Origin of the sequence: Streptomyces sp. NPDC006197, assembly GCF_040613865.1 — a bacterium.
In the GTDB taxonomy this organism is placed as follows: Bacteria; Actinomycetota; Actinomycetes; order Streptomycetales; family Streptomycetaceae; genus Streptomyces.
Genome location: NZ_JBEXSZ010000095.1, coordinates 1 through 21,371, shown reverse-complemented (window position 1 = coordinate 21,371; position 21,371 = coordinate 1). Strand labels below are relative to the sequence as shown.

Sequence of the window (21,371 nt, the reverse complement as noted above, 5' to 3'; positions counted from 1 at the left end):
TGACGATCCCTCCGGGCCCTCCGTGCCGTGCGCCCCCTGGAGGACGTGTGCCCCCCGCCGTCGAGGCCGCCCCCGCCGAGGACGAGACCGTACGCGACGAGGCGGAGCGGCACCGCGGCGACGACCGGCGTCGGGCCGCCTGGCGGGCCCCGGCCGCCGCCGCCCTGCTCACCGCGGTGCTGTTCTGCCTCGCCACCCGGCTCTCCCGCACGTACCCCTTCGGCCCGGTGACCCGGAACACCGTCGACCTCGGCCAGCAGTACCTGCCCTTCCACGCCTACTGGCGGGCCTTCCTGCTCGGCGGGACGCACGGGGACGCCTTCCTCAACTGGAACTCCGGCTTCGGCTCCAACTTCCTCGGCGACGTCGGCACGTACCTGAGCAGCCCCTTCGACCTGCTGGTCGTGCTCTTCCCGGCGGACCGCGTCGAACTCGCGCTGTACGTCGTCACCACCGCCAAGATCACCGCGGCGGCGGCCGCGATGGCGCTGCTGCTCCCGCGGCTGCGCCCCGGCCCGTGGCCGGTCGCCGTCGTGCTCGGCACCGCGTACGCCCTCTCCGGCTGGACCCTCGACCACGGCGCCACCGTCCCGATGTGGCTCGACGGGCTCGTCGCCTTCCCCCTGCTCTGCCTGGTCGGCGAATGGGCCCGCACCGGCCGCCGTCCCGTCCTCGGCCCCCTCGTGGTGGCCCTGGCCTGGATCGCCAACTTCTACACCGCGTACATGGCGACGCTCGGCGCCGCCGTCGTCCTCGCCGTACGCCTCCTCACCGCCGAGGAGACCGCCGGTGCCCGGCAGCGCCTCGCCGGGGCGCTGCGCGCCGCCCGGAGCGTCCTCATCGGCACCGGGCTCGCCGCGCCGCTCGTCCTGGTCGTCTTCCTCGCCACGAAGGTCGCCGACCCCACCCCCGAGACCGTCTTCGCGCCGGCCCCCTGGACGGACGTCCTCGCCCGGCTCCTGCCCGCCACCGCGAGCGTCGACAGCCCCGCCCTCTTCATCGGCACGCCCGCCCTCGCGCTCGCGCTGACGCTGCCCTTCAACCGCGCCGTCGCCCCGCGCGTCCGGGCGGGCTGGACGGCCGCGATCGTCCTGGTGACGCTCTCCCTCCAGTGGGAGCCCACGCATCTGCTGTGGCACGCGGGCGCCTCGCCCAACGGCATCCCGTACCGTCAGACCTTCGTCCTGTGCGGCCTGCTGCTCATCGCCGCCTGGTCCTCCGCCGCCCCGGGCGTGCCCCGGCCGCTCGTGCTCCTCGGGGGCGTGGCGCTGCTCGGAGCCCTGGCGTGGACGGCCCGGGGGAGCGTCGACATCGACCGGTGGACCTTCCCCGCCTTCGGCGCGGCCGCGCTCCTCGCGCTCACCGCCGTCCCCCTCGCCCTGACCGCCGACCGACGCGGCCACGCGCGCGTGCGGCCGGAACGGGCGCTACGCGCGCGCGTGCTCCCCGCCCTGGCCGTGGCCCTGCTCGTCGCCGCGCAGGCGGGCGAGGTGGCCGTCACCGGGAAGCGGATCGAGGAGCAGCGGCGGAGCGAGGTCGCCTGGTCGCCCCGGATCGGCCCCTGGCAGGCGACTGCCGCCGCCGAGGCGGCCCGCGCGGACGCCTGGCCCCGGTACCGCACGGACCCCGGCGAGATACCCGGAGGCAACGACGTGCTGCTCGTCGGAGGGCAGGGCGCCGACTACTACAGCAGCCTCACCTCGGACGTGACCTCCCGGACCCTGTCCTCCCTCGGATTCGGCCACTACGCGAAGGGCCGGCACCCCGTCACCCTCGACAACCCCGTCACGGACGCCCTCTTCTCCATCGGCACCCGGTTGCGCTCGGAGCCCACGGAGCCGGTACGGCAGGACGCCGTGCCCCGCGCCACGGTCACCGCCACCACCACCCCCGTGCCGCCCCTGGTCACCGTCCGCCCACCGGGGCGCCCGGCCACGCACCCCGGGGACTCGGCCTTCGCCCGGCAGGAACGCCTGCTCGGCGCCGACGTGTACGAGCTGCCCGCCCCACGCCGTACCGGACGCACCCTCACCGCCCGCTGCCCCGCGGGCTCCCAGGTCTGGTTCTGGGCGCCCGAATACAAGGGCACGGCGGCCCTGGCCGGGCGGGGGCCCGTGGAGTTCGACGGCAGGCCGCCCGCCGTCCGCGCCCCCATGCGGGCCCTCGGCGCCGTCCCGGACTCCGGCGCGGTACGGATCGAGCTGCGGCCCGAGGGCAAGGTGCGGCTGCCCCGGGAACCGGTCGGCTGTCTGGTCGGCGCCCGGCTCGACTCCGCCGTACGTCAGCTCACCGTCGGCGGCGCCACGCGCGTGCGTGCCACCGGACACACCGTCACGGCCGAACTGCCGCCGGGCAGCAGGGGAACCGCGGTCCTCGCCGCGCCGCGCATCTCCGGCTGGCGCTGCGCCGCCGGTGACGCGGCCCCCCGCCCCGCGCGCGCGTACGAAGGTCTCGTCGCCGTCCCCCTCGACGGACGGGCGAGCACCGTCAGCTGCTCCTTCCGGCCGCCGGGGCTGAAGCTCGGCGGTGCGGTCGGCGCGGCGGCGCTCCTCGCGCTCGCCGTGACGTGGCTCCCGCACCGCCGACGGGCCCGGAGGTGACGGGGTTTCCGCCGGAGACGACAAGAGTTCACCCGGAGTGCACGCACGGATCGTTCGCCGGGAGAAGTCGGTCGTTACCGTGCGCGCCGTAACGGTGTTGAATTGTTCGATTCAGTGTGGGGATCCCGAGTGCCGAAACTGTCCGTCGTCGTACCGTTCCACAATGTCGGGGCATACGCGCCCGACACCTTGCGCAGTCTCGCGACCAACGCGGATCCGGAATTCGAGTTCCTGCTGATCGACGACTGCTCGACGGACGAGACCCCAGAGATCCTCGACCGCTGGCAGGGCCGCCTGCCGAACGCCACCGTCATCCGGCACGAGACGAACCAGGGCGTCGCCCAGGCCCGCAACACCGGGATCGACGCGGCGCGCGGCGACTACCTCACGTTCCTCGACGGCGACGACTGGTACGCGCCCGGCCACTTGAGCGCCGCCGTGACCGGAATCTCCCGCCTGGGCTGCGATTTCGCCCGCACCGACCACGTCCTGTCGGAAGGCCGGAAGAGGCAGATCCGCTATGCCCCGGCGAAGCGGCGCGACACCGTGATGGCCCCCAGGGACGGAATCTCACCGGCGAGCATGGTGACGATGGTCGACTATCCCTTCGTCCCCTTCGGCATTTACAGCGGACGTCTTTTCGAGAAGGGGGGATCCCGCTTCGAGACCTCCCTGAGAACCGCCGAGGACCGGCTCTGGGTCTGGCGGCTCCACCTCAAGGCGCGCACGTTCGCGGCGCTCTCCCTGCACGGCGTCTTCTACCGGCGGGGCGTCACCACCTCGCTCACCCAGATCGCCGACAACCGGCAGCTGGACTTCATCCCCTCGTACGACCTCCTGCTCGACGAGGTCTCCCGGGACGCGGAGGCCGACCGCTTCCTCCCGAAGGCGGTCCGCACCTACTGCGCGATGATCGCCTTCCACATGGGCAAGGCGGAGAAGTACGAGCCCGCCGTCGCCGCGCGGCTGCGCACCGACGTCCAGGACGCTCTGCACCGCATGCCGCAGGAGGTCCTCGACGAGACCCTCGCCACCATGGACACCCCGCGCAGCACCCTTCTCCGGAGCCTGCGCGACACCGGAAGGACCGCCTGACCCATGGCCCCCGCCCCCGAGAAGGCGCCCGCCTCCGACACGCCGGTCCAGATCTTCCAGGTGTCCACCCTGTACGGCGCGGCCACCCTCGCCGCCGCGCTCGACGCCGGACAGTTCGGCCCCCGCGACTCCGCCCGCAGGCTCCTGCTGATCTCGCACAACGCCGAGATCCCGGAGACCGCGCTGCGCCTGGAGACCATGACCGGATACGAGCGGATCGCCGCCCGCTTCGACGGCGCCCTCGACTGGAACGAGACGATCCACCCGTACCACCCCGCCGCCTGGGCCCCCCGCCCCGAGGAGGCCCCGCTCTGGCAGCGCGTCCTGCGCACCGCCTGGGACCTCGGCACCGGTCCGGTCGAGCTGATCGTCGAATCCATCCAGGTCAACCCGGCCAAGGCGCTCGCCGGCGTCTTCCCCGAGAGCACCGTGCACGTCTACGCCGACGGTCTGATGAGCTACGGCCCGACCCGCTCCGACCTCGCGCAGTCGATCGCCTGCCGCGTCCGCCGCGTGCTCCACCTCGACCTGGTGCCGGGCCTCCGCCCCCTCCTCCTCGGCGAGTACGGGGTCGAGCCCGAGCTCGTCCCCGACACCGCCTTCCGCGCCGTCCTCGCCGAGCTCGCCAAGGAGGCGGCCGACGACCCGCGGATCGCGCGGGCGGCCGCCGCCGGCCCGACGGCCCTGCTGCTCGGCCAGTACCTCGCCGCCCTCTCCCTGCTCACCCCCGAGGAGGAAGAGGAGCTGCACGTACGGATGCTGCGCGGGGCCGCCGCGGCCGGCCACCGGTCGGTGGTCTTCAAGCCGCACCCGACCGCCCCCGCCCGCTACTCCCAGGCCCTGGACGAGGAGGCCGGGCGGAGCGGCGTGCGGCTCACGGTCCTCGACGGGCCGCTGCTCGCCGAGACCTTCTACGAGCGCTGCCGGCCCGAGCTCGTCGTCGGCTGCTTCTCCACCGCGATGCTCACCGCGGCCGTCTACTACGGCATCCCCATCGCGCGCGTGGGCACCGCCGAGGTCCTCGAACGGCTCACCCCCTTCGAGAACAGCAACCGCATCCCGCTCACCGTCGTCGACCATCTGGTCGCGGACCTGGAGGGCGGCGAGGAGCCCGCCGTGCCCGGGGCGGCCCCGGCCTCGCTCACGCCCCTGGTCAGGGCCGTCGGCTACTGCATGCGGCACAAGGCCCACCCGGGGCTCCGCGAGGAGGCCGCCGCCTTCCTGGCGGAGCACCACGCGGACCCCGGCACCGCGCACCACTTCACCGCGGAACGGCTGACCCGGCTCGGCCTCCCGGGCGGCGGCCCCGCCCCGGAACGAACCGGCACCTCCCGACTGCGCCGCGGCCTGACCCGAAACCGACGCGGCTGAGCCGCGGCCGACGGAGCCGTGGGGGAGGGGCCGGGCCGTGGTCGGCGGAGCCGCGTCGGCGTGGCTGAGCCCGGTCGGCGGACCCGAGTCGGCGGACCGGAACCGGCGGCGCCCGCCGAGTACCGGCGCCGCCTGCGCTCAGTGCCCGGCGGACCTGACCAGGGTGAAGACCGCGCCCTCCGGGTCCGCCACCAGGGCGAGCCGGCCCGCCGTGCCCTCGCGCGGCGGGCGCAGCACCTGACCGCCGAGCTTCAGGACGAGCTCGGCGGCCGCGTCCGTGTCGGCGACCTCGAAGTACGTCATCCAGTGCGGGCCCCGGTCCCGGGGCAGCGCGTTGCCGACGCCGTGCAGCGAGGCCACCGGGACCCCGGCCACGTGGAGCGTCGCGTAGTCGTGGTCGGCCGAGACGACCGGCTCCACCTCGTAGCCGAAGACCGTCCGGTAGAACTTGCCGATCGAGGACGTCTCGTACGTGAGGAGCTCGTTCCACACCGGCGTCCCCGGCGGTCCCGCCGTCGCCGTGCCGTGGTGCGCCTCCGCCTGCCAGACGCCGAAGACCGCGCCGGACGGGTCGGAGCAGATGACCAGCCGGCCCGCCTCGCCCGCGTCCAGCGGACCGACGGCGACGGTGCCGCCGCAGCAGCGGATGTCCTCGGCGGTCTCGTCGGCGTCCGCCGTGGCCAGATAGGGGGTCCAGGCGATCCGCAGGTGCCGGTCGGGCGGCAGCTGGCCGATGCCCGCCACCTCCTTGCCGCCGAGCAGCGCGCGCACGTACGGGCCGAGCTGCTGCGGGCCGGGGACGAAGTCCCAGCCGAAGAGCGCGCGGTAGAACTCCTGCGTGGCGTCGATCCCGTGCACCATCAGGCTCACCCAGCAGGGTGTGCCGGGTGGGCGCGGAGTCGCCTCGGTCATCGTCACACTCTCCTCGGACCGTCGTCGTGGCCGTGCACCGTCCGATGGTGACACCGACGGGGGCGCGACGTGCCCAGGCCACACCGGACGTGGCGCGATCCCGCCGGAGGTCGCGGGGTCCGTCCCCCCGCGGCCGTGCGGCTGCGCGAGGATGGCTCCCATGAAGCCCATCATCTCCGCAAGCGAACTGCTGAGCGAGTCGGCCGGGGCCCGGCCGCCGGTCCTCCTGGACGTCCGCTGGACGCTCGGCGGCCCGCCCGGGCGGCCCGCCTACGAGGCCGGTCACCTTCCCGGCGCGGTCTACGTCGACCTGGACGCGGAACTCGCGGGTCCGCCCGGGAGCGGTGGCCGCCACCCGCTGCCCGATCCGGAGGCCTTCGGGGCCGTGATGCGCCGGGCGGGCGTCTCGGCGGACCGGCCGGTCGTCGTCTACGACGGGGGCCTCGGCTGGGGCGCGGCCCGCGCCTGGTGGCTGCTCCGCTGGGCGGGCCACCCGGACGTGCGGGTCCTGGACGGGGGCCTCGCGGCCTGGACGGGGGAGCTCACGGAGAAGGTCCCGACGCCGGAGCCGGGCGACTTCCGGCCGAAGCCGGGCGCCCTGGAGCTGCTCGACGCCGACGCGGCCGCGGCGCTGCCCGATACGGGGCTGCTCCTGGACGCGCGGGCGGCCGAGCGCTACCGGGGTGACGTGGAGCCGATCGACCGGGTCGGCGGGCACATCCCGGGCGCGGTCTCGGCCCCGACGACGGAGAACGTCGACGCCGAGGGCCTCTTCCTGGCGGCCGACGCCCTGCGGGACCGCTTCACCGCGCTCGGGGCGACCGAGGGGGCCCCGGTGGCCGTCTACTGCGGCTCGGGCGTCTCGGGCGCCCACGAGGTGCTCGCCCTGGAGATCGCGGGCATCCCCGCGGGCCTCTACGCCGGCTCCTGGTCGGAGTGGTCCTCGGACCCGACCCGCCCGGTCGCCACGGGCCCGACCCCGCGCTAGGGCCTGTCGCCCCACTCCCGTCGTCGCCCGAAGGGCGGCCCCGCGGCGCCGGATGCGGCGAGAGCGCGTGCATGGCGTCACGGGGCAGACGGGAGTTCGATGACAGGGCCCAGCGGCCCACATCAGGGCCCGCGCCGCCACCCGCCGTGGGCCCTTCCCGCACACGCGACCGCGTACGGGTACCGGCCCCGCGCTCCGCACGCGCGCAGCAGGGCCGGTCCTGCGCCCCGCACGCGCGGGCGCGTGAGCGGTGCGGTCCTGCCCTCCCGTGCCACGGCCGCGTACGAGCGCCGGTCCCGCACCCTCGTACACGCGCGCGCGTACGGCCGTCGGCCCTGCACTCCGTGCGTACGCGTGCGCAGCAGGCTCAGTCCTGCGCCCCGTACGCGCGGGCGCGTGAACGGGGCCGGTCCCACACCCCGCGCACGCGGCCGCGTACGGCCGTCAGTCCTGCTTCTTCCTGCGGGTGCCGAAGACGATCTCGTCCCAGCTCGGTACGGCGGCGCGGCGGCCCGGGCGGACGCCGTCCGCCTCGGCCTGGCGGTCCGTGGCGCCGTGCAGGCGGTCGCGGTGACCCGAGACCGCGCGGGGCATCAGGACGTCGGCGTAGGCCGAACCCGCGCCCGCCGAGGCGGCCGGGGCCGGCGGCTCCTCCGCCTCCGCCTCCTCCGAGGGCTCGCTGTCCGGCTGCTCGGGCACGACCATGTCGCCGCGGAAGTTCGGCACGGCCTCCAGGAGGCTCGTCAGCGAGTCCCGCTCCTCCTCCGGCTCGACGGGCGCGGGCGCCCGCTCCAGCTGCCGGTCGGAACGGTCGATCTGGCGGTCCAGGGCCCGGTCGAGCGGCCTGTCCCGGGGCAGCCGGGCGATGCGCGGCACGAAAGGGAAGCTCGGCTCCGGCGCGGCGGCGATCGTGTCGTCCGTCTCGCCGATCAGGGCCCGCGCCTCGTCGTCCACGGCCTGGACGAGCCGCCGGGGCGGGTCGTACGTCCAGCTGGCCGTGTGGACCTCGCCCGCGACCCGGTAGACGAGCAGCACCTCCCAGGTGCCGTCGTCGCGCCGCCAGGAGTCCCACTGCACGGTGTCCTTCTCGGCGCCGCGCAGCAGCAGTCGCTCCTGCACCGCCTCGCCGAGCTGCGGGCCGCTGTTCTCCCCGGGCCTGCGGACCGGGGTCTTGCGGGCGCGCTCGGCCATGAAGGCGCGCTCCGCGAGCACGGGGCCCTCGAAGCGGCGTACGCGGTCGACGGGGATGCCGGCGAGCTGGGCGACCTCCTCGGCGGAGGCACCGGCTCGTATCCGCGCCTGGATGTCACGGGGGCGGAGGTGGCTCTCCACCTCGATCTCGATCTGGCCGAGGCGTGCGCGGTCGTTGCGCACGGCGGCACGGAGCCGCTCGTCGATCGGAAGCGTGTACTCCGTGCTGTCAGCAGCCTTCAGCACCAGTCGTGTGCCGTCGTTGGAGACGGCCACGACACGCAGTTCGGGCATGGGGACCTCCCGGGTGGTGCCTGCCGACGTCACGTGCGTCGCTGCTTCCGCTAGTCGAGTGTGGCCTGCCCGGGTGCAGCCTGCCACTACCTTGCCGAGTTGCCCGGCGTGTCGGGCGTGGACCCTGGGACGCCGTTATGGCACGGTTACCTGTTCGCTACTGGGAGTGACTGGCGGTCACTCTGTGCAGCCGATTCCCGTGCGGTGCCGAGGCGCCGCCGGTTCGAGCGCCATGTACGGCCCCCTCCCCTTGATCCCGGGCACCCGTGAGGGCGTCCGGACCCAGGGTTCGTCAATGTACTCCATTCGGGCCACCTGGGTGGACCGGCGCGCCGCCCAACTTCTCGGGCGATACGGGAGTTGAGTCTCCGCGATCTTCCCCCGTACGTGTCACTCTTCACAGAAACAGCAGAAACGGAACTATTCGCTTCGCCTGTTTGTCCCTTCTGGGTGCAAGACGAACGGATGAGCCAGCAGGGGTCGGAGATGCGTCACAGGCCGGAAATCGACGGGGACGAGCCGGAGGAGGGGAAGAAGAGCGGCGGAAGGATCGACCTGAGCGTGGCTCAGGTCTCCGGCAGCGCCCTGGCCGCGGTCATCGCCGCCAAACTCGCCTCGACCCTCGGTGTGTACGGCACGATCCTCGGCGCCGGTGTGATCAGCGTCATCGCGACCTGCGGCGGCCCGCTCTTCCAGCAGCTCTTCAGGCGCACCGGCGAACAGGTCCGCGACGTGACCGCGGCGGCCAAGCCGAAGGCGCGTCAGGTCCCGGTCCCGGCCGGGCCGCAGGACGACCGCACCCTCATGCTGGGCGCCCTTCCGGCCCCGCCGCCGTCCGACGGGAAGTCCGGCGGGAAGTCCGGCCAGGGGTTCGGCGAGGAGTTCGGCGCGGCGACCACGCACGGCACCCGCGTCCGGGGCTGGAAGCGCCCGGCGATCGCCGCAGCCCTGGTCTTCGGCGTCACCATGGGCGGCATCACCGCCTACGAACTGGTCGCCGGACAGGACTTCAGCGGCAGGCAGGGCGCCACCACCTTCGGCTCCGCCGTCCGAGGCGGCGGAAGCACCGGCCGGGACGCGTCCGAGCGGGACCAGGAGCCCACGCCGGCGCCGTCGGGGTCCGCCGACGGCACCGGGCGGCAGCGGGACGGCGCCGGCACCCCCACGACGGGGTCCACGCCGACCCCGGGCGGTCGGGAGACCGGTACGGGAACGCCCTCGGCGGAGCCCACCCCCTCCGGTTCCGCCGGTGACGGGACACCGACCGCCCCGACGCCGACCGGCCCGACGACGGAACCGACCGAACCGACGGAGCCGACCCGGGAGCCGGCCACCGGCACGGAGCAGCCCGAGGCTCCCTCGGCCCCGGCGACGGTCGGAGCCGAGGCCGGGACCGGCGCGGGAACCGAGTGACCGTCAGTCGCCCAGGACCCGGCGCAGATAGTCGTTGGCGAACAGCCGGTCCGGGTCGAGCCGGTCGCGCAGCGCCGTGAACTCGGCGAAGCGCGGGTAGACCTCGGAGAAGTAGGCGGCGTCGCGGGTGTGGACCTTGCCCCAGTGGGGCCGGCCCCCGTGCGCCGTCATGATGCGCTCCACCGCGGTGAAGTACGCCCGGTGGGGCGTCCCCTTGTAGAGGTGGACGGCGATGTACGCGGTCTCCCGCCCCGAGGCCGTGGACAGCGCGATGTCGTCCGCCGGGGCCGTGCGCACCTCCACCGGGAAGCTCACCTTGAGCGGCGAACGCTCGACCATCGCCTTGAGTTCGCGCAGCGCGGCGACCGCGGCCTCACGCGGAAGCGCGTACTCCATCTCCAGGAAGCGGACCCGGCGCGGCGAGGTGAAGACCTTGTACGGGATGTCGGTGTACGTACGGGCCGACAGGGCCCGGCTGGAGACCTTGGCGATCGACGGGATCACCGGCGGCACCGCGCGGCCCAGCGAGCAGGCGAGCTGGAAGACCCCGTTGGAGAGGAGCTCGTCCTCGATCCAGCCGCTGATCCGTCCGGGGGGAGCGGCGGGGCCCGCGCTGCGGTTGTTGCGCTTGGTGTTGCAGTTGTCCGTGTGGGGGAACCAGTAGAACTCGAAGTGCTCGTTCTCCGCGTGCAGCGCGTCGAACTCCGAGGTGACCCGGTCGAAGGTCATCGGCTCCTCGCGCGCGGTGAGCAGGAAGACCGGCTCCACCGCGAAGGTGATCGCCGTGATCACCCCGAGGGCACCGAGACCGATCCTGGCGGCCGCGAAGACCTCCGGGTTCTCCTTCTCCGAGCAGGTGAGCAGCTCGCCCGAGGCCGTGACCAGCTCCAGCTCGCGGATCTGCGCGGCGATGGACGCCGAGTCGCGGCCCGTGCCGTGCGTGCCGGTGGAGGTGGCGCCGGCGACGGTCTGCTCCATGATGTCGCCCATGTTCGTGAGCGAGAGGCCCTCCCGGGCCAGCGCCACGTTGAGCCGCTTCAGGGGTGTGCCCGACTCGACCGTCACGGTCATCGCCTCGCGGTCGATCCGCCGGATCCCGGTGAGCAGGCCCGGCCGGATCAGCACGCCGTCGGTGGCCGCGATGGAGGTGAAGGAGTGGCCGGTGCCGACCGTCTTCACCCGCAGCCCGTCCTCGGCCGCGCGGCGCACCGCCTCGGCGAGCTCCTCGGCCGAGGCCGGACTCACCTCGCGCGCCGGACGGGAGGTGACGTTCCCCGCCCAGTTACGCCACGGGCTGCCCGCCGTCCTGACGCTCCCCGACCCCGCTGTCGTCCCGCTCACGCTGCCCCTCCCGGTTCGGTGCCGGCCTCCGCAGCCGGCGGTGTCCGAGGAGACCCACCGCGACCGCGAGCGCGCCCGAGACGACGGGCACCACGTACCCCGCCTCGGCCCCCGACGCGTCGACCACCCAGCCGGCGGCCGAGGAGCCGAGCGCCACGCCGATCGCGAGGCCGGTACCCGTCCAGGTCATGCCCTCGGTCAGCTTGGTGCGCGGTACGTGCGCTTCGACGAGGGCCATGGTGGTCACCATCGTCGGTGCGATGGACAGGCCCGCGACAAAGAGCGCCACGGCCAGCAACGGCAGGTTCCCGGCCAGTAGGAGGGGGATCATACTCACGGCCATCGCACAGATGCCCAGGAGCCACCTGCGGGACGGTTCGCCCTTGAGGTGGAGCAGTCCGAAGACGGCGCCGGCCACGCCGGAGCCCAGCGCGTACACGGCCAGGACGAGGCTGGCGGCGGCCTTGTGGCCCTGCTCCTCGGCGAAGGCCACGGTCACCACGTCCACCGAGCCGAAGATCGCGCCGGTGGCGACGAAGGCGAGGGTGAGGACCTGGAGGCCGCGGGAGCGGAGCGCGGAGGCGCCCCGGGTGCCGCGCTGCGGGTGGGGGACCGGCTCGGTGGCGCGCTGCGAGGTCAGCCAGAACGCGCCGACGGCCAGGAAGGCCCCGGCGAACAGCGGACCGGCCTCGGGGAACCAGGCCGTCGACAGGCCGATCGAGAGGATCGGCCCGAAGATGAAGCACACCTCGTCGACGATCGACTCCCAGGAGTACGCCGTGTGCAGGCGCCGCTCCTCGCCCCGGTAGATCTCCGCCCACCGGGCGCGGATCATCGCGCCGAGGCTCGGCACGCAGCCGATCACGCCCGTGAAGACGAAGAGGGTCCAGTCCGGGGCCTTCTGCTGCACGCAGAGGAGGAGTCCGGCGGCCGCGGCGAGCGAGACCAGCGTCACCGGGCGGAGCACCCTGCGCTGTCCGTGCCGGTCGACCAGGCGCGAGACGAGCGGGCCGAGGACCGCGGCGGACATCGCGAGCGTCGCCGAGAGTGCTCCGGCGAGGCCGTATCGGCCGGTGACCTGCGAAATCATGGTCACGATGCCGATGCCCATCATGGACAGCGGCATCCGGCCGAGGAAGCCCGCGACGGAGAACGAGACGGTTCCGGGCGCCGCGAAGATCGCGCGGTAGGGACTGGGCAAGAGAGGTCCTTGGTCAACACGTGTAATTAATAGCTAAAGCCTACGGTGTTGAAGTCGATCGGTCATCCTCCTTTTTCGGACGAAGGGCTCCGCCGACGACAGGCCGCGCCTCTCGCCGTCCGAGGCGGGTGGGAGGATCGGTGCCATGTCCGATCAGCACGATCCCGCCCCGTACGACGCCCTGCTGCTGCTCTCCTTCGGCGGCCCCGAGGGCCCTGACGACGTGGTCCCGTTCCTGGAGAACGTGACCCGCGGCCGCGGCATCCCGAAGGAACGGCTCAAGGAAGTGGGGCAGCACTACTTCCTCTTCGGCGGCGTCTCCCCGATCAACGACCAGAACCGCGCGCTCCTCGACGCGCTGCGGACGGACTTCGAGCAGGCCGGACTCGACCTGCCGGTCTACTGGGGCAACCGGAACTGGGCGCCGTACCTCATCGACACCCTCCGCGAGATGGTCACCGACGGACGGCGCCACATCGCCGTCCTCACCACCAGCGCGTACGCCTCCTACTCCGGCTGCCGCCAGTACCGCGAGAACCTCGCCGACGCGCTCGCCGCCCTGGAGGCGGAGGGGCTCCCGCTGCCCCGGGTCGACAAGCTCCGGCACTACTTCAACCACCCCGGCTTCGTCGGACCCATGGTCGAGGGCGTCCTCGCCTCGCTCGCGGACCTCGACCCGGCCGTGCGGGACCGCGCCCACCTCGCCTTCACCACCCACTCCATCCCCGACTCCGCCGCCGACAGCTCCGGCCCGGTCACCGAGCACGGCGAGGGCGGGGCCTACGTGCGCCAGCACCTCGACGTCGCGCGGGTGATCGTCGACGCCGTCCGCGAGGAGACCGGCGTCGACCACCCGTGGAAGCTCGTCTACCAGTCCCGCAGCGGCGCCCCCCACATCCCGTGGCTGGAACCCGACATCTGCGACCACCTGGAGGAGCTCCACGGGGCCGGCGTGCCCGCCGCCGTCATGGTCCCGATCGGCTTCGTCTCCGACCACATGGAGGTCCTCTACGACCTCGACACCGAGGCCACGGCCAAGGCCGCCGAGCTCGGCCTGCCCGTCCGCCGCTCGGCGACCGTCGGAGCCGACCCGCGCTTCGCCGCCGCCGTCCGCGAGCTCGTCCTGGAGCGGGCGGCGCGCGAGCGGGGGAGCAAGGCGGAGCGGTGCGCCCTGGGCGCGCTCGGGCCCTCCCACGACCTCTGCCCGATCGGCTGCTGCCCGGCCAGGGCCGAACGGCCGGCGGCGGCCGGAGCCGACAGCCCGTACGCGTAAGGAGCCGACGTGACCGACCCCCTGCTCACCGAACTGCTCGACCTCGCCCTGGAGGCCGCCCGGCGGGCCGGAGCGCTGCTGCGCGACGGCCGGCCCGACGACCTGGCCGTGGCGACGACCAAGTCGAGCCCCATCGACGTGGTCACCGAGATGGACATCGCCGCCGAGAAGCTGATCACCGGCTTCCTCGCCGAGCACCGCCCGCACGACGGCTTCCTCGGCGAGGAGGGCGCGTCGAGCCCCGGGACCAGCGGGGTCCGCTGGGTGATCGACCCGCTCGACGGCACCGTGAACTACCTGTACGGCCTGCCCACCTGGGCGGTCTCGATCGCCGCCGAGCGGGACGGCGAGACCGTCGTCGGCGTCGTCGAGGCGCCGATGCGCGGCGAGACCTACCGGGCGGTCCTCGGCGGCGGGGCGTACGCGGGGGAGCGGCGCCTCGCCGTCCGCCCCTCGCCCGCGCTCGACCAGGCCCTCCTCGGCACCGGCTTCGGGTACGTCCAGGCCCGCCGCGCCCACCAGGCCGACGTGGCCCAGCGGGTCATCCCGCGGGTCCGCGACATCCGGCGCGGCGGCTCGGCCGCCATCGACCTCTGCGACGTCGCCGCCGGCCGCCTCGACGCGTACTACGAGCGCGGCCTCAACCCCTGGGACCTCGCGGCGGGCGCGCTCATCGCCCGCGAGGCCGGCGGCCGCACGGGCGGCCGCCCCGGGGAGCCGGAGTCGGGCGAGCTGACGCTCGCGGCCTCCCCGGGCCTCTTCGAGCCGCTCCAGGAGCTCCTGGAGGAGCTGGGCGCCTGGCACGACTAGGGCCTGCCCGGCGGATCAGGGTCGGACAGGCCCTAGCGGGCCGGGAGACGGACGCACGAGGGCCCCGGTGCCGGGACGGCGCCGGGGCCCACGCGTGCGTACGGTCGGACGATGTGCGGGTGGGACGGGTCAGACGCCCGGCGCGGCCACCTCCACGCCGTGCTCGGCGGCCAGCCGGTGCAGGTCCTCCAGCTCCGCCTGCTCCACCTCCGCCAGGTAGTCGTCGCCCGTCTCACGGGCCCGCGTGAGGTCCGTCTGCGTGGTCCTGATGCGGTGCAGCAGTCCTGCGGTGAAAGCGTCCATCGTGCGCCCCCTCCTCGTGGGTCCGGTGGCACGGGGGTGTGCCGAGGGTGGGTGAATCACGCACTGCGAACTCTGGGGGACAGAGAGCGGTAGGTGGCGCGCCACATACAGGGCGTGATCACGGGGTGTGCAGTCGTCCTCCCCAGCCCTTTCCTCAGAGAAACCTCAACTGGCCCGCGAATCCGGTGAATTCTTCGTACCGGCCCGCGCGCCCCGCCGCGCACCCCCTCCCGCCCGAGGCCCCGCACCCCCGTCTTACAGCCGGTTTACGCGCGTACGGGGCAGGATGGACGCGCACAGCCAGTGCTCGGATTTCAGCCGGTCCCCACCCCGGACAGCGGCTCAACGGGAAGGATGTACGACGTGCGCGTACTCGTCGTCGAGGACGAGCAGCTGCTCGCCGATGCGGTGGCCACCGGACTGCGCCGGGAGGCCATGGCCGTCGACGTCGTGTACGACGGCGCCGCGGCCCTGGAGCGCGTCGAGGTCAACGACTACGACGTCGTCGTCCTCGACCGCGACCTCCCGCTCGTCCACGGCGACGACGTCTGCCGCAAGATCGTCGAGCTCGGCATGCCCACCCGCGTCCTGATGCTCACCGCCTCCGGCGACGTCAGCGACCGCGTCGAGGGCCTGGAGCTCGGGGCGGACGACTACCTCCCCAAGCCCTTCGCCTTCACCGAGCTCACCGCGCGCGTGCGCGCCCTCGGCCGCCGCACCACCGTCCCGCTCCCGCCCGTCCTGGAGCGCGCCGGCATCAAGCTCGACCCCAACCGCCGCGAGGTCTTCCGCGAGGGCCGGGAGGTCCAGCTCGCGCCGAAGGAGTTCGCCGTCCTGGAGGTCCTCATGCGCAGCGAGGGCGCCGTCGTCTCGGCCGAGCAGCTCCTGGAGAAGGCCTGGGACGAGAACACCGACCCGTTCACCAACGTCGTGCGCGTCACCGTCATGACCCTCCGGCGCAAGCTCGGCGAGCCGCCCGTCATCGTCACCGTCCCCGGCTCCGGGTACCGGATCTGACCCGATGGCCACGACCCCCGCGCCCCACCCCCAGGCGCCCCCGAAACCGACCTGGGACCCCAGGGACCCCGTCCGGCCGCTGCTGCGCCCGACCATCCGGATAAGGCTCACGCTGCTGTACGGCGGGATGTTCCTGATCGCCGGCATCCTGCTGCTGTCGATCATCTACCTCTTCACCGCCCAGGCCCTCAGCGACAGCACCTCCCAGCTGCCCTTCAAGGTCGTCAACGGCACGGTCCAGCCCACCAGCTCCATCTGCCAGCTGCCCGTGAACCCCACCGGCGACCAGCTCAACGACGCCGTCACGCTCTGCCTGCGGCACCAGAGCGACCGGGCCCTGGACGACCTCCTGCGCCGCTCGCTCTTCGCCCTGCTCGGCCTGAGCATCATCGCCTTCGCCTTCGGCTACGCCATGGCGGGACGGGTGCTCTCCCCGCTCGGCCGGATCACCCGGACCGCCCGACAGGTGGCCGGCTCCGACCTGTCCCGGCGGATCGAGCTGGACGGCCCCGACGACGAGCTCAAGGAGCTCGCCGACACCTTCGACGAGATGCTGGACCGCCTGGAGCGGGCCTTCACGGCTCAGCAGCGCTTCGTCGCGAACGCCTCGCACGAACTGCGGACCCCGCTCGCGATCAACCGCACCCTGCTGGAGGTCCACCTCTCGGACCCCGGGGCGCCGGTGGAGCTCCAGCAGCTCGGCAAGACCCTGCTCGCCACCAACGAGCGCAGCGAACAGCTCGTCGAGGGCCTGCTGCTGCTCGCCCGCAGCGACAACCAGATCATCGAGCGCAAACCCGTCGACCTGGCCGAGGTCGCCGAGCGCGGCGTCGACCAGGTGCACGCCGAGGCGGAGGCCAAGGGCGTGGAGATCCGGGGCGAGCGCGCGCCCGCCGTCGTCCAGGGCAACGGCGTGCTCCTCGAACGGATCGCGCTGAACCTGCTCCAGAACGCCGTGCGGTACAACGTGCCGGAGGGAGGCTGGGTGGAGGTCACCACCGAGGCCAAGGACGGCCAGGCGGTCCTGGTCGTCTCGAACACGGGACCGGTGGTCCCCGCGTACGAGATCGACAACCTCTTCGAGCCGTTCCGGAGGCTCCGGCAGGAGCGGACCGGCAGTGACAAGGGGGTCGGTCTCGGCCTGTCGATCGCCCGGTCCGTGGCCCGCGCCCACGGCGGCCGTATCATCGCGGAGCCGCGCGAGGGCGGCGGGCTCGTGATGCGCGTCACTCTGCCGATCTGACACACTGCACGGGCCGACCGGTTCCGTTCGCCTTGCGCGGAATTCCGGAGCCCCGATCCTGAGACACGCATGTGTGATCGATCACAGGAGAGGGTGTTCGGCCCTCCACTCTCCGTGACCGGGAAAACCCTCGGAAAACCAGGAAAAGTCCGGGTTTCCGGGGCCCGGAATGACGGGAAGTACACGGGGTGGCGCCTGCGAGGGCCGCCCGGAGGACCGTGTACGGTCCGGTTCGCCACCCGAAGCCGATCACTCGTGAGAGGGCGGGACGGGTGTCGATTGAGTAACAGACCTTGATGTGAGGCAAAATCTCCGCCTCAGGTCGGGCACAAGTCCGACCTCTCACGCGTTACGTGCGCTGGAGACACCGCAACCACCCAGAGGGGGAGAGCGACATGGCAACGGATTACGACACCCCACGCAAGACCGACGACGACGTCGACTCGGACAGCCTTGAAGAACTGAAGGCCCGCCGGAACGACAAGTCGACCTCGACCGTCGACGTCGACGAGTTCGAGGCCGCCGAAGGCCTGGAGCTTCCCGGCGCCGACCTCTCGAACGAGGAGCTGGCCGTCCGGGTCCTGCCCAAGCAGGCCGACGAGTTCACCTGCATGAGCTGCTTCCTCGTGCACCACCGCAGCCAGCTGGCGCGGGAGAAGAACGGCCAGCCGATCTGCCGCGACTGCGACTGAGACCGCTCGGCCGTGGCAGGCGACACACCGTCCCGGAAGCGGCGTCTGCGGCTCCCCGGGAGCCCGGAGACGCACAAGGGCGGCTCGGGCCCGGCAGAGGGCGCCCAGGAGGCCCCTGAAGCCGAGCGCGCCGCCTCCCTGCCCTCCCTCGGCGCACGTGACGACGAGCGAGGCCTCCCGGCCTCGCTCGAAGCGGTCATCGAGGCAGCCGAGACGGATCCGGCGCGCCTGCCGGCGGGGCAGGGCGACGCGTCGGCCGACGCCCGGCAGGGCGGACGCCTCGGCGCCGTCAGGCGGCTGGCCAACCCCGCGCGGGCCCGGCTCGACCGGATCAGGATCGGCTCCGACCGGATCGACGCCGTCCGGCGCGGCGTCACGCAGGGCGTCCGACAGGGCGTGAAGCGTGGCGGAGACAGCGCCAAGGCCGGCCTCGGCCATCTGGCCGACCGGCTGATCGACCTCGCCCCGCGGATCCCCGTCCGCGACCTGGCGACCCTGCGCAGACAGTTCCCCGGCCTCGGCCCCGAGGAGCTCGCCGACAGACTCGTCGCCGGCGCGGCGAACGCGAGCTCGACCGTGGGCGCCGGCATCGGCGCCGCCGCCATGCTCCCCGTGCCCCCGGCCCTGCCGGCCGAGCTGGCGGCCGAGATCACCGCCGTCGCCGCCGTGGAGCTCAAACTCATCGCCGAACTGCACGAGGTCTACGGACTGCGGCCCCCCGGCCGGCTCATGCAGCGCTCGGCGGCCTATCTGACCTCCTGGGCCGAGGAGCGGGGCATCGACCCCACCAAGCCCACCACGGTGAACGCGGCACTCGGCGGCCAGCTCAAGCGCGAACTGCGCCAGCAGATCATGAAACGCATGGTGCGCAACCTGCCGAACCTCACGCCCTTCATGGTGGGCGCCGCCGTCGGCGCCGTCATGAACCGCCGCGACACCAGGAGACTCGCCGGGCACATCCGCAAGGACCTCCGCGCCCGCCAGATCCCCTGGGACGCCCTCCCGGAGCTGCCCCCGCTGGAGCAGCCCGAGAACCCCGAGGAGCTGGGCTTCTGACCCGGGCGGGCGCGCCGGGTCAGGCGCGCTCCGCCTCCAGGGCCGCGACCAGCGCCTCCGGATCGCGGCTGGAGAGGTACACGTACGGCGTCGGGTCCGCCGGGTCGGTCACCTCGACCCGTACCGCCCCCGGCACGTAGCTGCGCATCAGCATGAAGGCGCGCGGGTCCGCCTTGTGGCTGCGCCAGGCGCGCGCCTCCTCCGCGTCGAGCGCCTCGGCCGCCCCGAGCGCCGCCACCGGGATCCGGGCGTCGCCCGCCACCAGCGAACCGGCCACCACCCGGATCCGGGCGGAACCGTACGAGGAGACCACCACCCCGGCGACCACCGCCGCCGCGATCAGGCCGCCCAGCATCGGGACCGTGCCCAGCGGGAACATGATCAGGGCGCCGGAGAGACCGATCAGACCCACGATCACCCACCACGAGCGGGGCGCCGTCAGCCGCTCGTCGAAGCGCGGCGCCGCGGTGGACGCGGGGGAGGGGTCCGGGGACGGTGCGGAAGGCTGCATGCGTCCAAGCCTGCCACGGCGCGACCTGCGCCCATCCGCGCGGGTAAGGTCTGCGGCTGTGACTGCAACATCTGCCGCCCTCACCCCGCCGCCCGACGCCATACCGCCGGTACGCCACCCGGACGCGCCGGCCCCCGGTGAGCTGCTCGGTGCGCACTACGAGTACTGCTTCGGGTGCGGCGGCGGACAGCCCCACGGCCTCCACCTGGAAGCGCGCGCGGGCGAGGGCGTGACCGTCACCGCCGAGTTCACGGTGACCCCCGACCACCAGGGCGCCCCCGGCCTCGCGCACGGCGGCGTCCTCGCCACCGCGCTCGACGAGACCCTCGGCTCCCTGAACTGGCTGCTGCGGGTCATCGCCGTGACCGGCCGCCTGGAGACCGACTTCGCCCGGCCCGTCCCGGTGGGCACCGTGCTCCACCTGGAGGCCGCCGTCACCGCCGTGCACGGCCGCAAGATCTACTCGACCGCCGTCGGACGGATCGGCGGGCCCGAGGGCCCCGTCGCCGTCCGCGCCGACGCCCTCTTCATCGAGGTCAAGGTCGACCACTTCATCGACAACGGCCGCCCGGAGGAGATCCAGGCCGCCATGTCCGACCCCGACCAGGTCCGGCGCGCCCGCGCCTTCGAGGTGAACCCCTGATGCGCAACTCTGTCGACGTACTGATCCGGCGAGTGGACCCGGACGTGCCGATCCCGGCCTACGGGCATCCCGGCGACGCCGGTGCCGACCTCGTGACCACCGAGGCCGCCGTGCTGGCCCCCGGGGAGCGCGCCGTGCTGCCCACCGGGATCTCCATCGCCCTGCCGGACGGGTACGCCGCCTTCGTGCACCCGCGCTCCGGTCTCGCCGCCCGCTGCGGAGTGGCGCTCGTGAATGCCCCCGGGACGGTCGATGCCGGGTACCGTGGAGAGATCAAGGTGATCGTGGTCAATCTCGACCCGCGCGAGGACGTGCGGTTCGAACGATTCGATCGGATTGCCCAACTTGTCGTCCAGCAGGTCGAGAAGGTCCGCTTCCACGAGGTGGCGGAGCTTCCCGGTTCGGCGCGGGCCGAGGGGGGCTTCGGGTCCACCGGCGGTCACGCCGCCGTGGACGGCACAACGGGTGGGAATCGATACGCTTCGGTCGTATCCGACCGGGAAGGACAGTGACGTGTTCGGACGTCGCAAGAAGAGCGGTGCCGCCGAGGACGCGGCGGGCGAGGCCGAGCAGGTCGTCGACGCGGTGGAGGGCGAGGACGCGGCCGAGCCGCGCCGCGTGAACCTTCCGCCCGCGCCCCGGCCCGACGGGCCCTGGGACATCTCCGAGGTCGCCAAGCCCGACGAGGGCCGCGTGGACCTCGGCGGAATCTTCGTGCCCGGAGTCGAGGGCATGGAACTGCGGGTCGAGGTGGCGGGCGACGCGATCGTCGCGGCCACCGTCGTCCTGCGCGACAGCGCCGTACAGCTGCAGGCCTTCGCCGCGCCCAAGAACGAGGGCATCTGGGGCGAGGTCCGCGACGAGATCGCCACCGGCATCGTCCAGCAGGGCGGTGCCATCGACGAGGTCGAGGGCCCGCTCGGCTGGGAGCTGCGGGCCCAGGTCCCGGTACAGCTGCCGGACGGCAACCGCGGCGTGCAGCTGGTCCGCTTCGTGGGCGTCGACGGACCCCGCTGGTTCCTGCGCGGCGTGATCTCCGGGCAGGGCGCGGTCCAGCCCGAGGCCGCCGGCCTCCTGGAGCAGATCGTCCGGGACACCGTGGTCGTCCGCGGCGACGGACCGATGGCCCCGCGCGACCCGATCGTCCTCAAGCTGCCGAACGACGCGCAGATGGTGCCGGACGGCGTGCAGCAGGAGGAGCAGGAGAACTCCCGCTTCTCCGGCGGCATGGGCCAGCTCCAGCGCGGCCCGGAGATCTCCGAGATCCGCTGAACCCCGAGCTCCGCTGAACCCCGGGCTCCGCTGGGTCCCGGGCCGCGCCGACGTGTGGCAGAGGCCGGTGGGCCGGGAAAGCGACCTTGCGCCACGTGAGCATGTCCGACTCCAGGCAGGTGGCGCCGCCGACGCAGGCGCGTAC

At 73.6% G+C, this 21,371-nt stretch carries 20 protein-coding genes; 14 read left to right on the top strand and 6 right to left on the bottom strand.

Translation table 11 applies throughout. The annotated features are described in order from the left end of the window. The first annotated feature begins 47 nt into the window (after positions 1–47). The 3 genes from ABZ318_RS26160 (at position 48) to ABZ318_RS26150 (ending at position 5,066) form a co-directional block, all read left to right on the top strand. Complete coding sequence (locus tag ABZ318_RS26160; protein WP_356904911.1) at positions 48–2,600, top strand: YfhO family protein; 2,553 nt, start codon at positions 48–50, stop codon at positions 2,598–2,600. A gap of 129 nt (positions 2,601–2,729) precedes the next feature. Beyond that, positions 2,730–3,695, top strand: coding sequence for a glycosyltransferase family 2 protein (locus tag ABZ318_RS26155; protein ID WP_356904910.1), 966 nt, complete (start codon positions 2,730–2,732; stop codon positions 3,693–3,695). 3 nt (positions 3,696–3,698) lie between these two features. Then, the gene (locus tag ABZ318_RS26150; RefSeq protein WP_356904909.1) at positions 3,699–5,066 is read left to right on the top strand and encodes a polysialyltransferase family glycosyltransferase; all 1,368 of its coding nucleotides are present in this window, start codon (positions 3,699–3,701) and stop codon (positions 5,064–5,066) included. A gap of 138 nt (positions 5,067–5,204) precedes the next feature. Here the strand turns inward: ABZ318_RS26150 and ABZ318_RS26145 are convergent, their stop codons facing one another. After that, positions 5,205–5,978 (bottom strand): VOC family protein, encoded by a 774-nt coding sequence (locus ABZ318_RS26145; RefSeq protein WP_356904908.1) that lies wholly within the window; start codon positions 5,976–5,978, stop codon positions 5,205–5,207. A 160-nt stretch (positions 5,979–6,138) separates the two neighbouring features. Here ABZ318_RS26145 and ABZ318_RS26140 point away from each other — a divergent pair, with 160 nt between their 5' ends. Then, on the top strand, positions 6,139–6,966 hold the full coding sequence (locus ABZ318_RS26140; protein ID WP_356904907.1) for a sulfurtransferase: 828 nt from the start codon (positions 6,139–6,141) through the stop codon (positions 6,964–6,966). 444 nt (positions 6,967–7,410) lie between these two features. Here the strand turns inward: ABZ318_RS26140 and sepH are convergent, their stop codons facing one another. Further along, positions 7,411–8,451 (bottom strand): septation protein SepH, encoded by a 1,041-nt coding sequence (gene sepH / locus ABZ318_RS26135; protein WP_356904906.1) that lies wholly within the window; start codon positions 8,449–8,451, stop codon positions 7,411–7,413. Between the two features lie 486 nt (positions 8,452–8,937). On the opposite strand from sepH, the gene ABZ318_RS26130 reads away from it, so the two are divergent. After that, the gene (locus ABZ318_RS26130) at positions 8,938–9,864 is read left to right on the top strand and encodes a hypothetical protein (protein WP_356904905.1); all 927 of its coding nucleotides are present in this window, start codon (positions 8,938–8,940) and stop codon (positions 9,862–9,864) included. 3 nt (positions 9,865–9,867) lie between these two features. On the opposite strand, the gene ABZ318_RS26125 is transcribed toward ABZ318_RS26130, so the two are convergent. Both ABZ318_RS26125 and ABZ318_RS26120 read right to left on the bottom strand, forming a co-directional pair. Next, positions 9,868–11,205 (bottom strand): D-arabinono-1,4-lactone oxidase, encoded by a 1,338-nt coding sequence (locus tag ABZ318_RS26125; RefSeq protein WP_356904904.1) that lies wholly within the window; start codon positions 11,203–11,205, stop codon positions 9,868–9,870. Further along, positions 11,147–12,406, bottom strand: coding sequence for an MFS transporter (locus ABZ318_RS26120; RefSeq protein ID WP_356904903.1), 1,260 nt, complete (start codon positions 12,404–12,406; stop codon positions 11,147–11,149). The genes ABZ318_RS26125 and ABZ318_RS26120 overlap by 59 nt, the downstream gene beginning before the upstream one ends. A 145-nt stretch (positions 12,407–12,551) precedes the next feature. Between ABZ318_RS26120 and ABZ318_RS26115 the strand changes: the two genes are divergently transcribed. Both ABZ318_RS26115 and ABZ318_RS26110 read left to right on the top strand, forming a co-directional pair. Beyond that, the gene (locus tag ABZ318_RS26115) at positions 12,552–13,679 is read left to right on the top strand and encodes a ferrochelatase (RefSeq protein WP_356904902.1); all 1,128 of its coding nucleotides are present in this window, start codon (positions 12,552–12,554) and stop codon (positions 13,677–13,679) included. 9 nt (positions 13,680–13,688) lie between these two features. Continuing rightward, positions 13,689–14,489 (top strand): inositol monophosphatase family protein, encoded by an 801-nt coding sequence (locus ABZ318_RS26110; RefSeq protein WP_356904901.1) that lies wholly within the window; start codon positions 13,689–13,691, stop codon positions 14,487–14,489. 129 nt (positions 14,490–14,618) lie between these two features. Here the strand turns inward: ABZ318_RS26110 and ABZ318_RS26105 are convergent, their stop codons facing one another. Continuing rightward, complete coding sequence (locus ABZ318_RS26105; RefSeq protein ID WP_015036717.1) at positions 14,619–14,792, bottom strand: hypothetical protein; 174 nt, start codon at positions 14,790–14,792, stop codon at positions 14,619–14,621. A 363-nt stretch (positions 14,793–15,155) separates the two neighbouring features. Between ABZ318_RS26105 and ABZ318_RS26100 the strand changes: the two genes are divergently transcribed. From ABZ318_RS26100 to ABZ318_RS26085, 4 genes are all read left to right on the top strand, one after another. Further along, complete coding sequence (locus ABZ318_RS26100; protein WP_123457530.1) at positions 15,156–15,809, top strand: response regulator transcription factor; 654 nt, start codon at positions 15,156–15,158, stop codon at positions 15,807–15,809. Positions 15,810–15,813: 4 nt separating this feature from the next. Continuing rightward, positions 15,814–17,052: an ATP-binding protein gene (locus ABZ318_RS26095; RefSeq protein WP_356904900.1), complete on the top strand. Its 1,239-nt coding sequence runs from the start codon at positions 15,814–15,816 to the stop codon at positions 17,050–17,052. A 395-nt stretch (positions 17,053–17,447) separates the two neighbouring features. Continuing rightward, positions 17,448–17,744 carry a DUF4193 domain-containing protein gene (locus ABZ318_RS26090; protein WP_003955561.1) on the top strand — a complete coding sequence of 99 codons (297 nt, stop codon included), beginning with the start codon at positions 17,448–17,450 and terminating at the stop codon, positions 17,742–17,744. Positions 17,745–17,756: 12 nt separating this feature from the next. After that, entirely contained in the window at positions 17,757–18,800 is a 1,044-nt protein-coding gene (locus ABZ318_RS26085; RefSeq protein ID WP_356904899.1) for a hypothetical protein, read from the top strand. Positions 18,801–18,819: 19 nt separating this feature from the next. Here ABZ318_RS26085 and ABZ318_RS26080 read toward each other — a convergent pair whose 3' ends face one another. Beyond that, positions 18,820–19,311 carry a DUF3093 domain-containing protein gene (locus ABZ318_RS26080; RefSeq protein WP_356904898.1) on the bottom strand — a complete coding sequence of 164 codons (492 nt, stop codon included), beginning with the start codon at positions 19,309–19,311 and terminating at the stop codon, positions 18,820–18,822. A gap of 58 nt (positions 19,312–19,369) precedes the next feature. Here ABZ318_RS26080 and ABZ318_RS26075 point away from each other — a divergent pair, with 58 nt between their 5' ends. From ABZ318_RS26075 to ABZ318_RS26065, 3 genes are read left to right on the top strand one after another with little or no spacing between them, the layout of a single operon-like run. Beyond that, the gene (locus ABZ318_RS26075) at positions 19,370–19,954 is read left to right on the top strand and encodes a PaaI family thioesterase (protein ID WP_356904897.1); all 585 of its coding nucleotides are present in this window, start codon (positions 19,370–19,372) and stop codon (positions 19,952–19,954) included. Further along, positions 19,954–20,466, top strand: coding sequence for a dUTP diphosphatase (dut, locus tag ABZ318_RS26070; RefSeq protein WP_356904896.1), 513 nt, complete (start codon positions 19,954–19,956; stop codon positions 20,464–20,466). Before ABZ318_RS26075 ends, dut begins: the two co-directional genes overlap by 1 nt. Position 20,467: 1 nt before the next feature. Beyond that, the gene (locus ABZ318_RS26065) at positions 20,468–21,226 is read left to right on the top strand and encodes a DUF3710 domain-containing protein (protein WP_093873630.1); all 759 of its coding nucleotides are present in this window, start codon (positions 20,468–20,470) and stop codon (positions 21,224–21,226) included. Positions 21,227–21,371 lie beyond the last annotated feature (145 nt).

Bases quoted from the DNA above. Each gene is read 5' to 3' on its own strand.
- ABZ318_RS26150 (WP_356904909.1), top strand. From the start codon at position 3,699: ATGGCCCCCGCCCCCGAGAAGGCGCCCGCCTCCGACACGCCGGTCCAG.
- ABZ318_RS26145 (WP_356904908.1), bottom strand. From the start codon at position 5,978: ATGACCGAGGCGACTCCGCGCCCACCCGGCACACCCTGCTGGGTGAGC.
- ABZ318_RS26140 (WP_356904907.1), top strand. From the start codon at position 6,139: ATGAAGCCCATCATCTCCGCAAGCGAACTGCTGAGCGAGTCGGCCGGG.
- sepH (WP_356904906.1), bottom strand. From the start codon at position 8,451: ATGCCCGAACTGCGTGTCGTGGCCGTCTCCAACGACGGCACACGACTG.
- ABZ318_RS26130 (WP_356904905.1), top strand. From the start codon at position 8,938: ATGCGTCACAGGCCGGAAATCGACGGGGACGAGCCGGAGGAGGGGAAG.
- ABZ318_RS26115 (WP_356904902.1), top strand. From the start codon at position 12,552: ATGTCCGATCAGCACGATCCCGCCCCGTACGACGCCCTGCTGCTGCTC.
- ABZ318_RS26105 (WP_015036717.1), bottom strand. From the start codon at position 14,792: ATGGACGCTTTCACCGCAGGACTGCTGCACCGCATCAGGACCACGCAG.
- ABZ318_RS26095 (WP_356904900.1), top strand. From the start codon at position 15,814: ATGGCCACGACCCCCGCGCCCCACCCCCAGGCGCCCCCGAAACCGACC.
- ABZ318_RS26090 (WP_003955561.1), top strand. From the start codon at position 17,448: ATGGCAACGGATTACGACACCCCACGCAAGACCGACGACGACGTCGAC.
- ABZ318_RS26080 (WP_356904898.1), bottom strand. From the start codon at position 19,311: ATGCAGCCTTCCGCACCGTCCCCGGACCCCTCCCCCGCGTCCACCGCG.
- dut (WP_356904896.1), top strand. From the start codon at position 19,954: ATGCGCAACTCTGTCGACGTACTGATCCGGCGAGTGGACCCGGACGTG.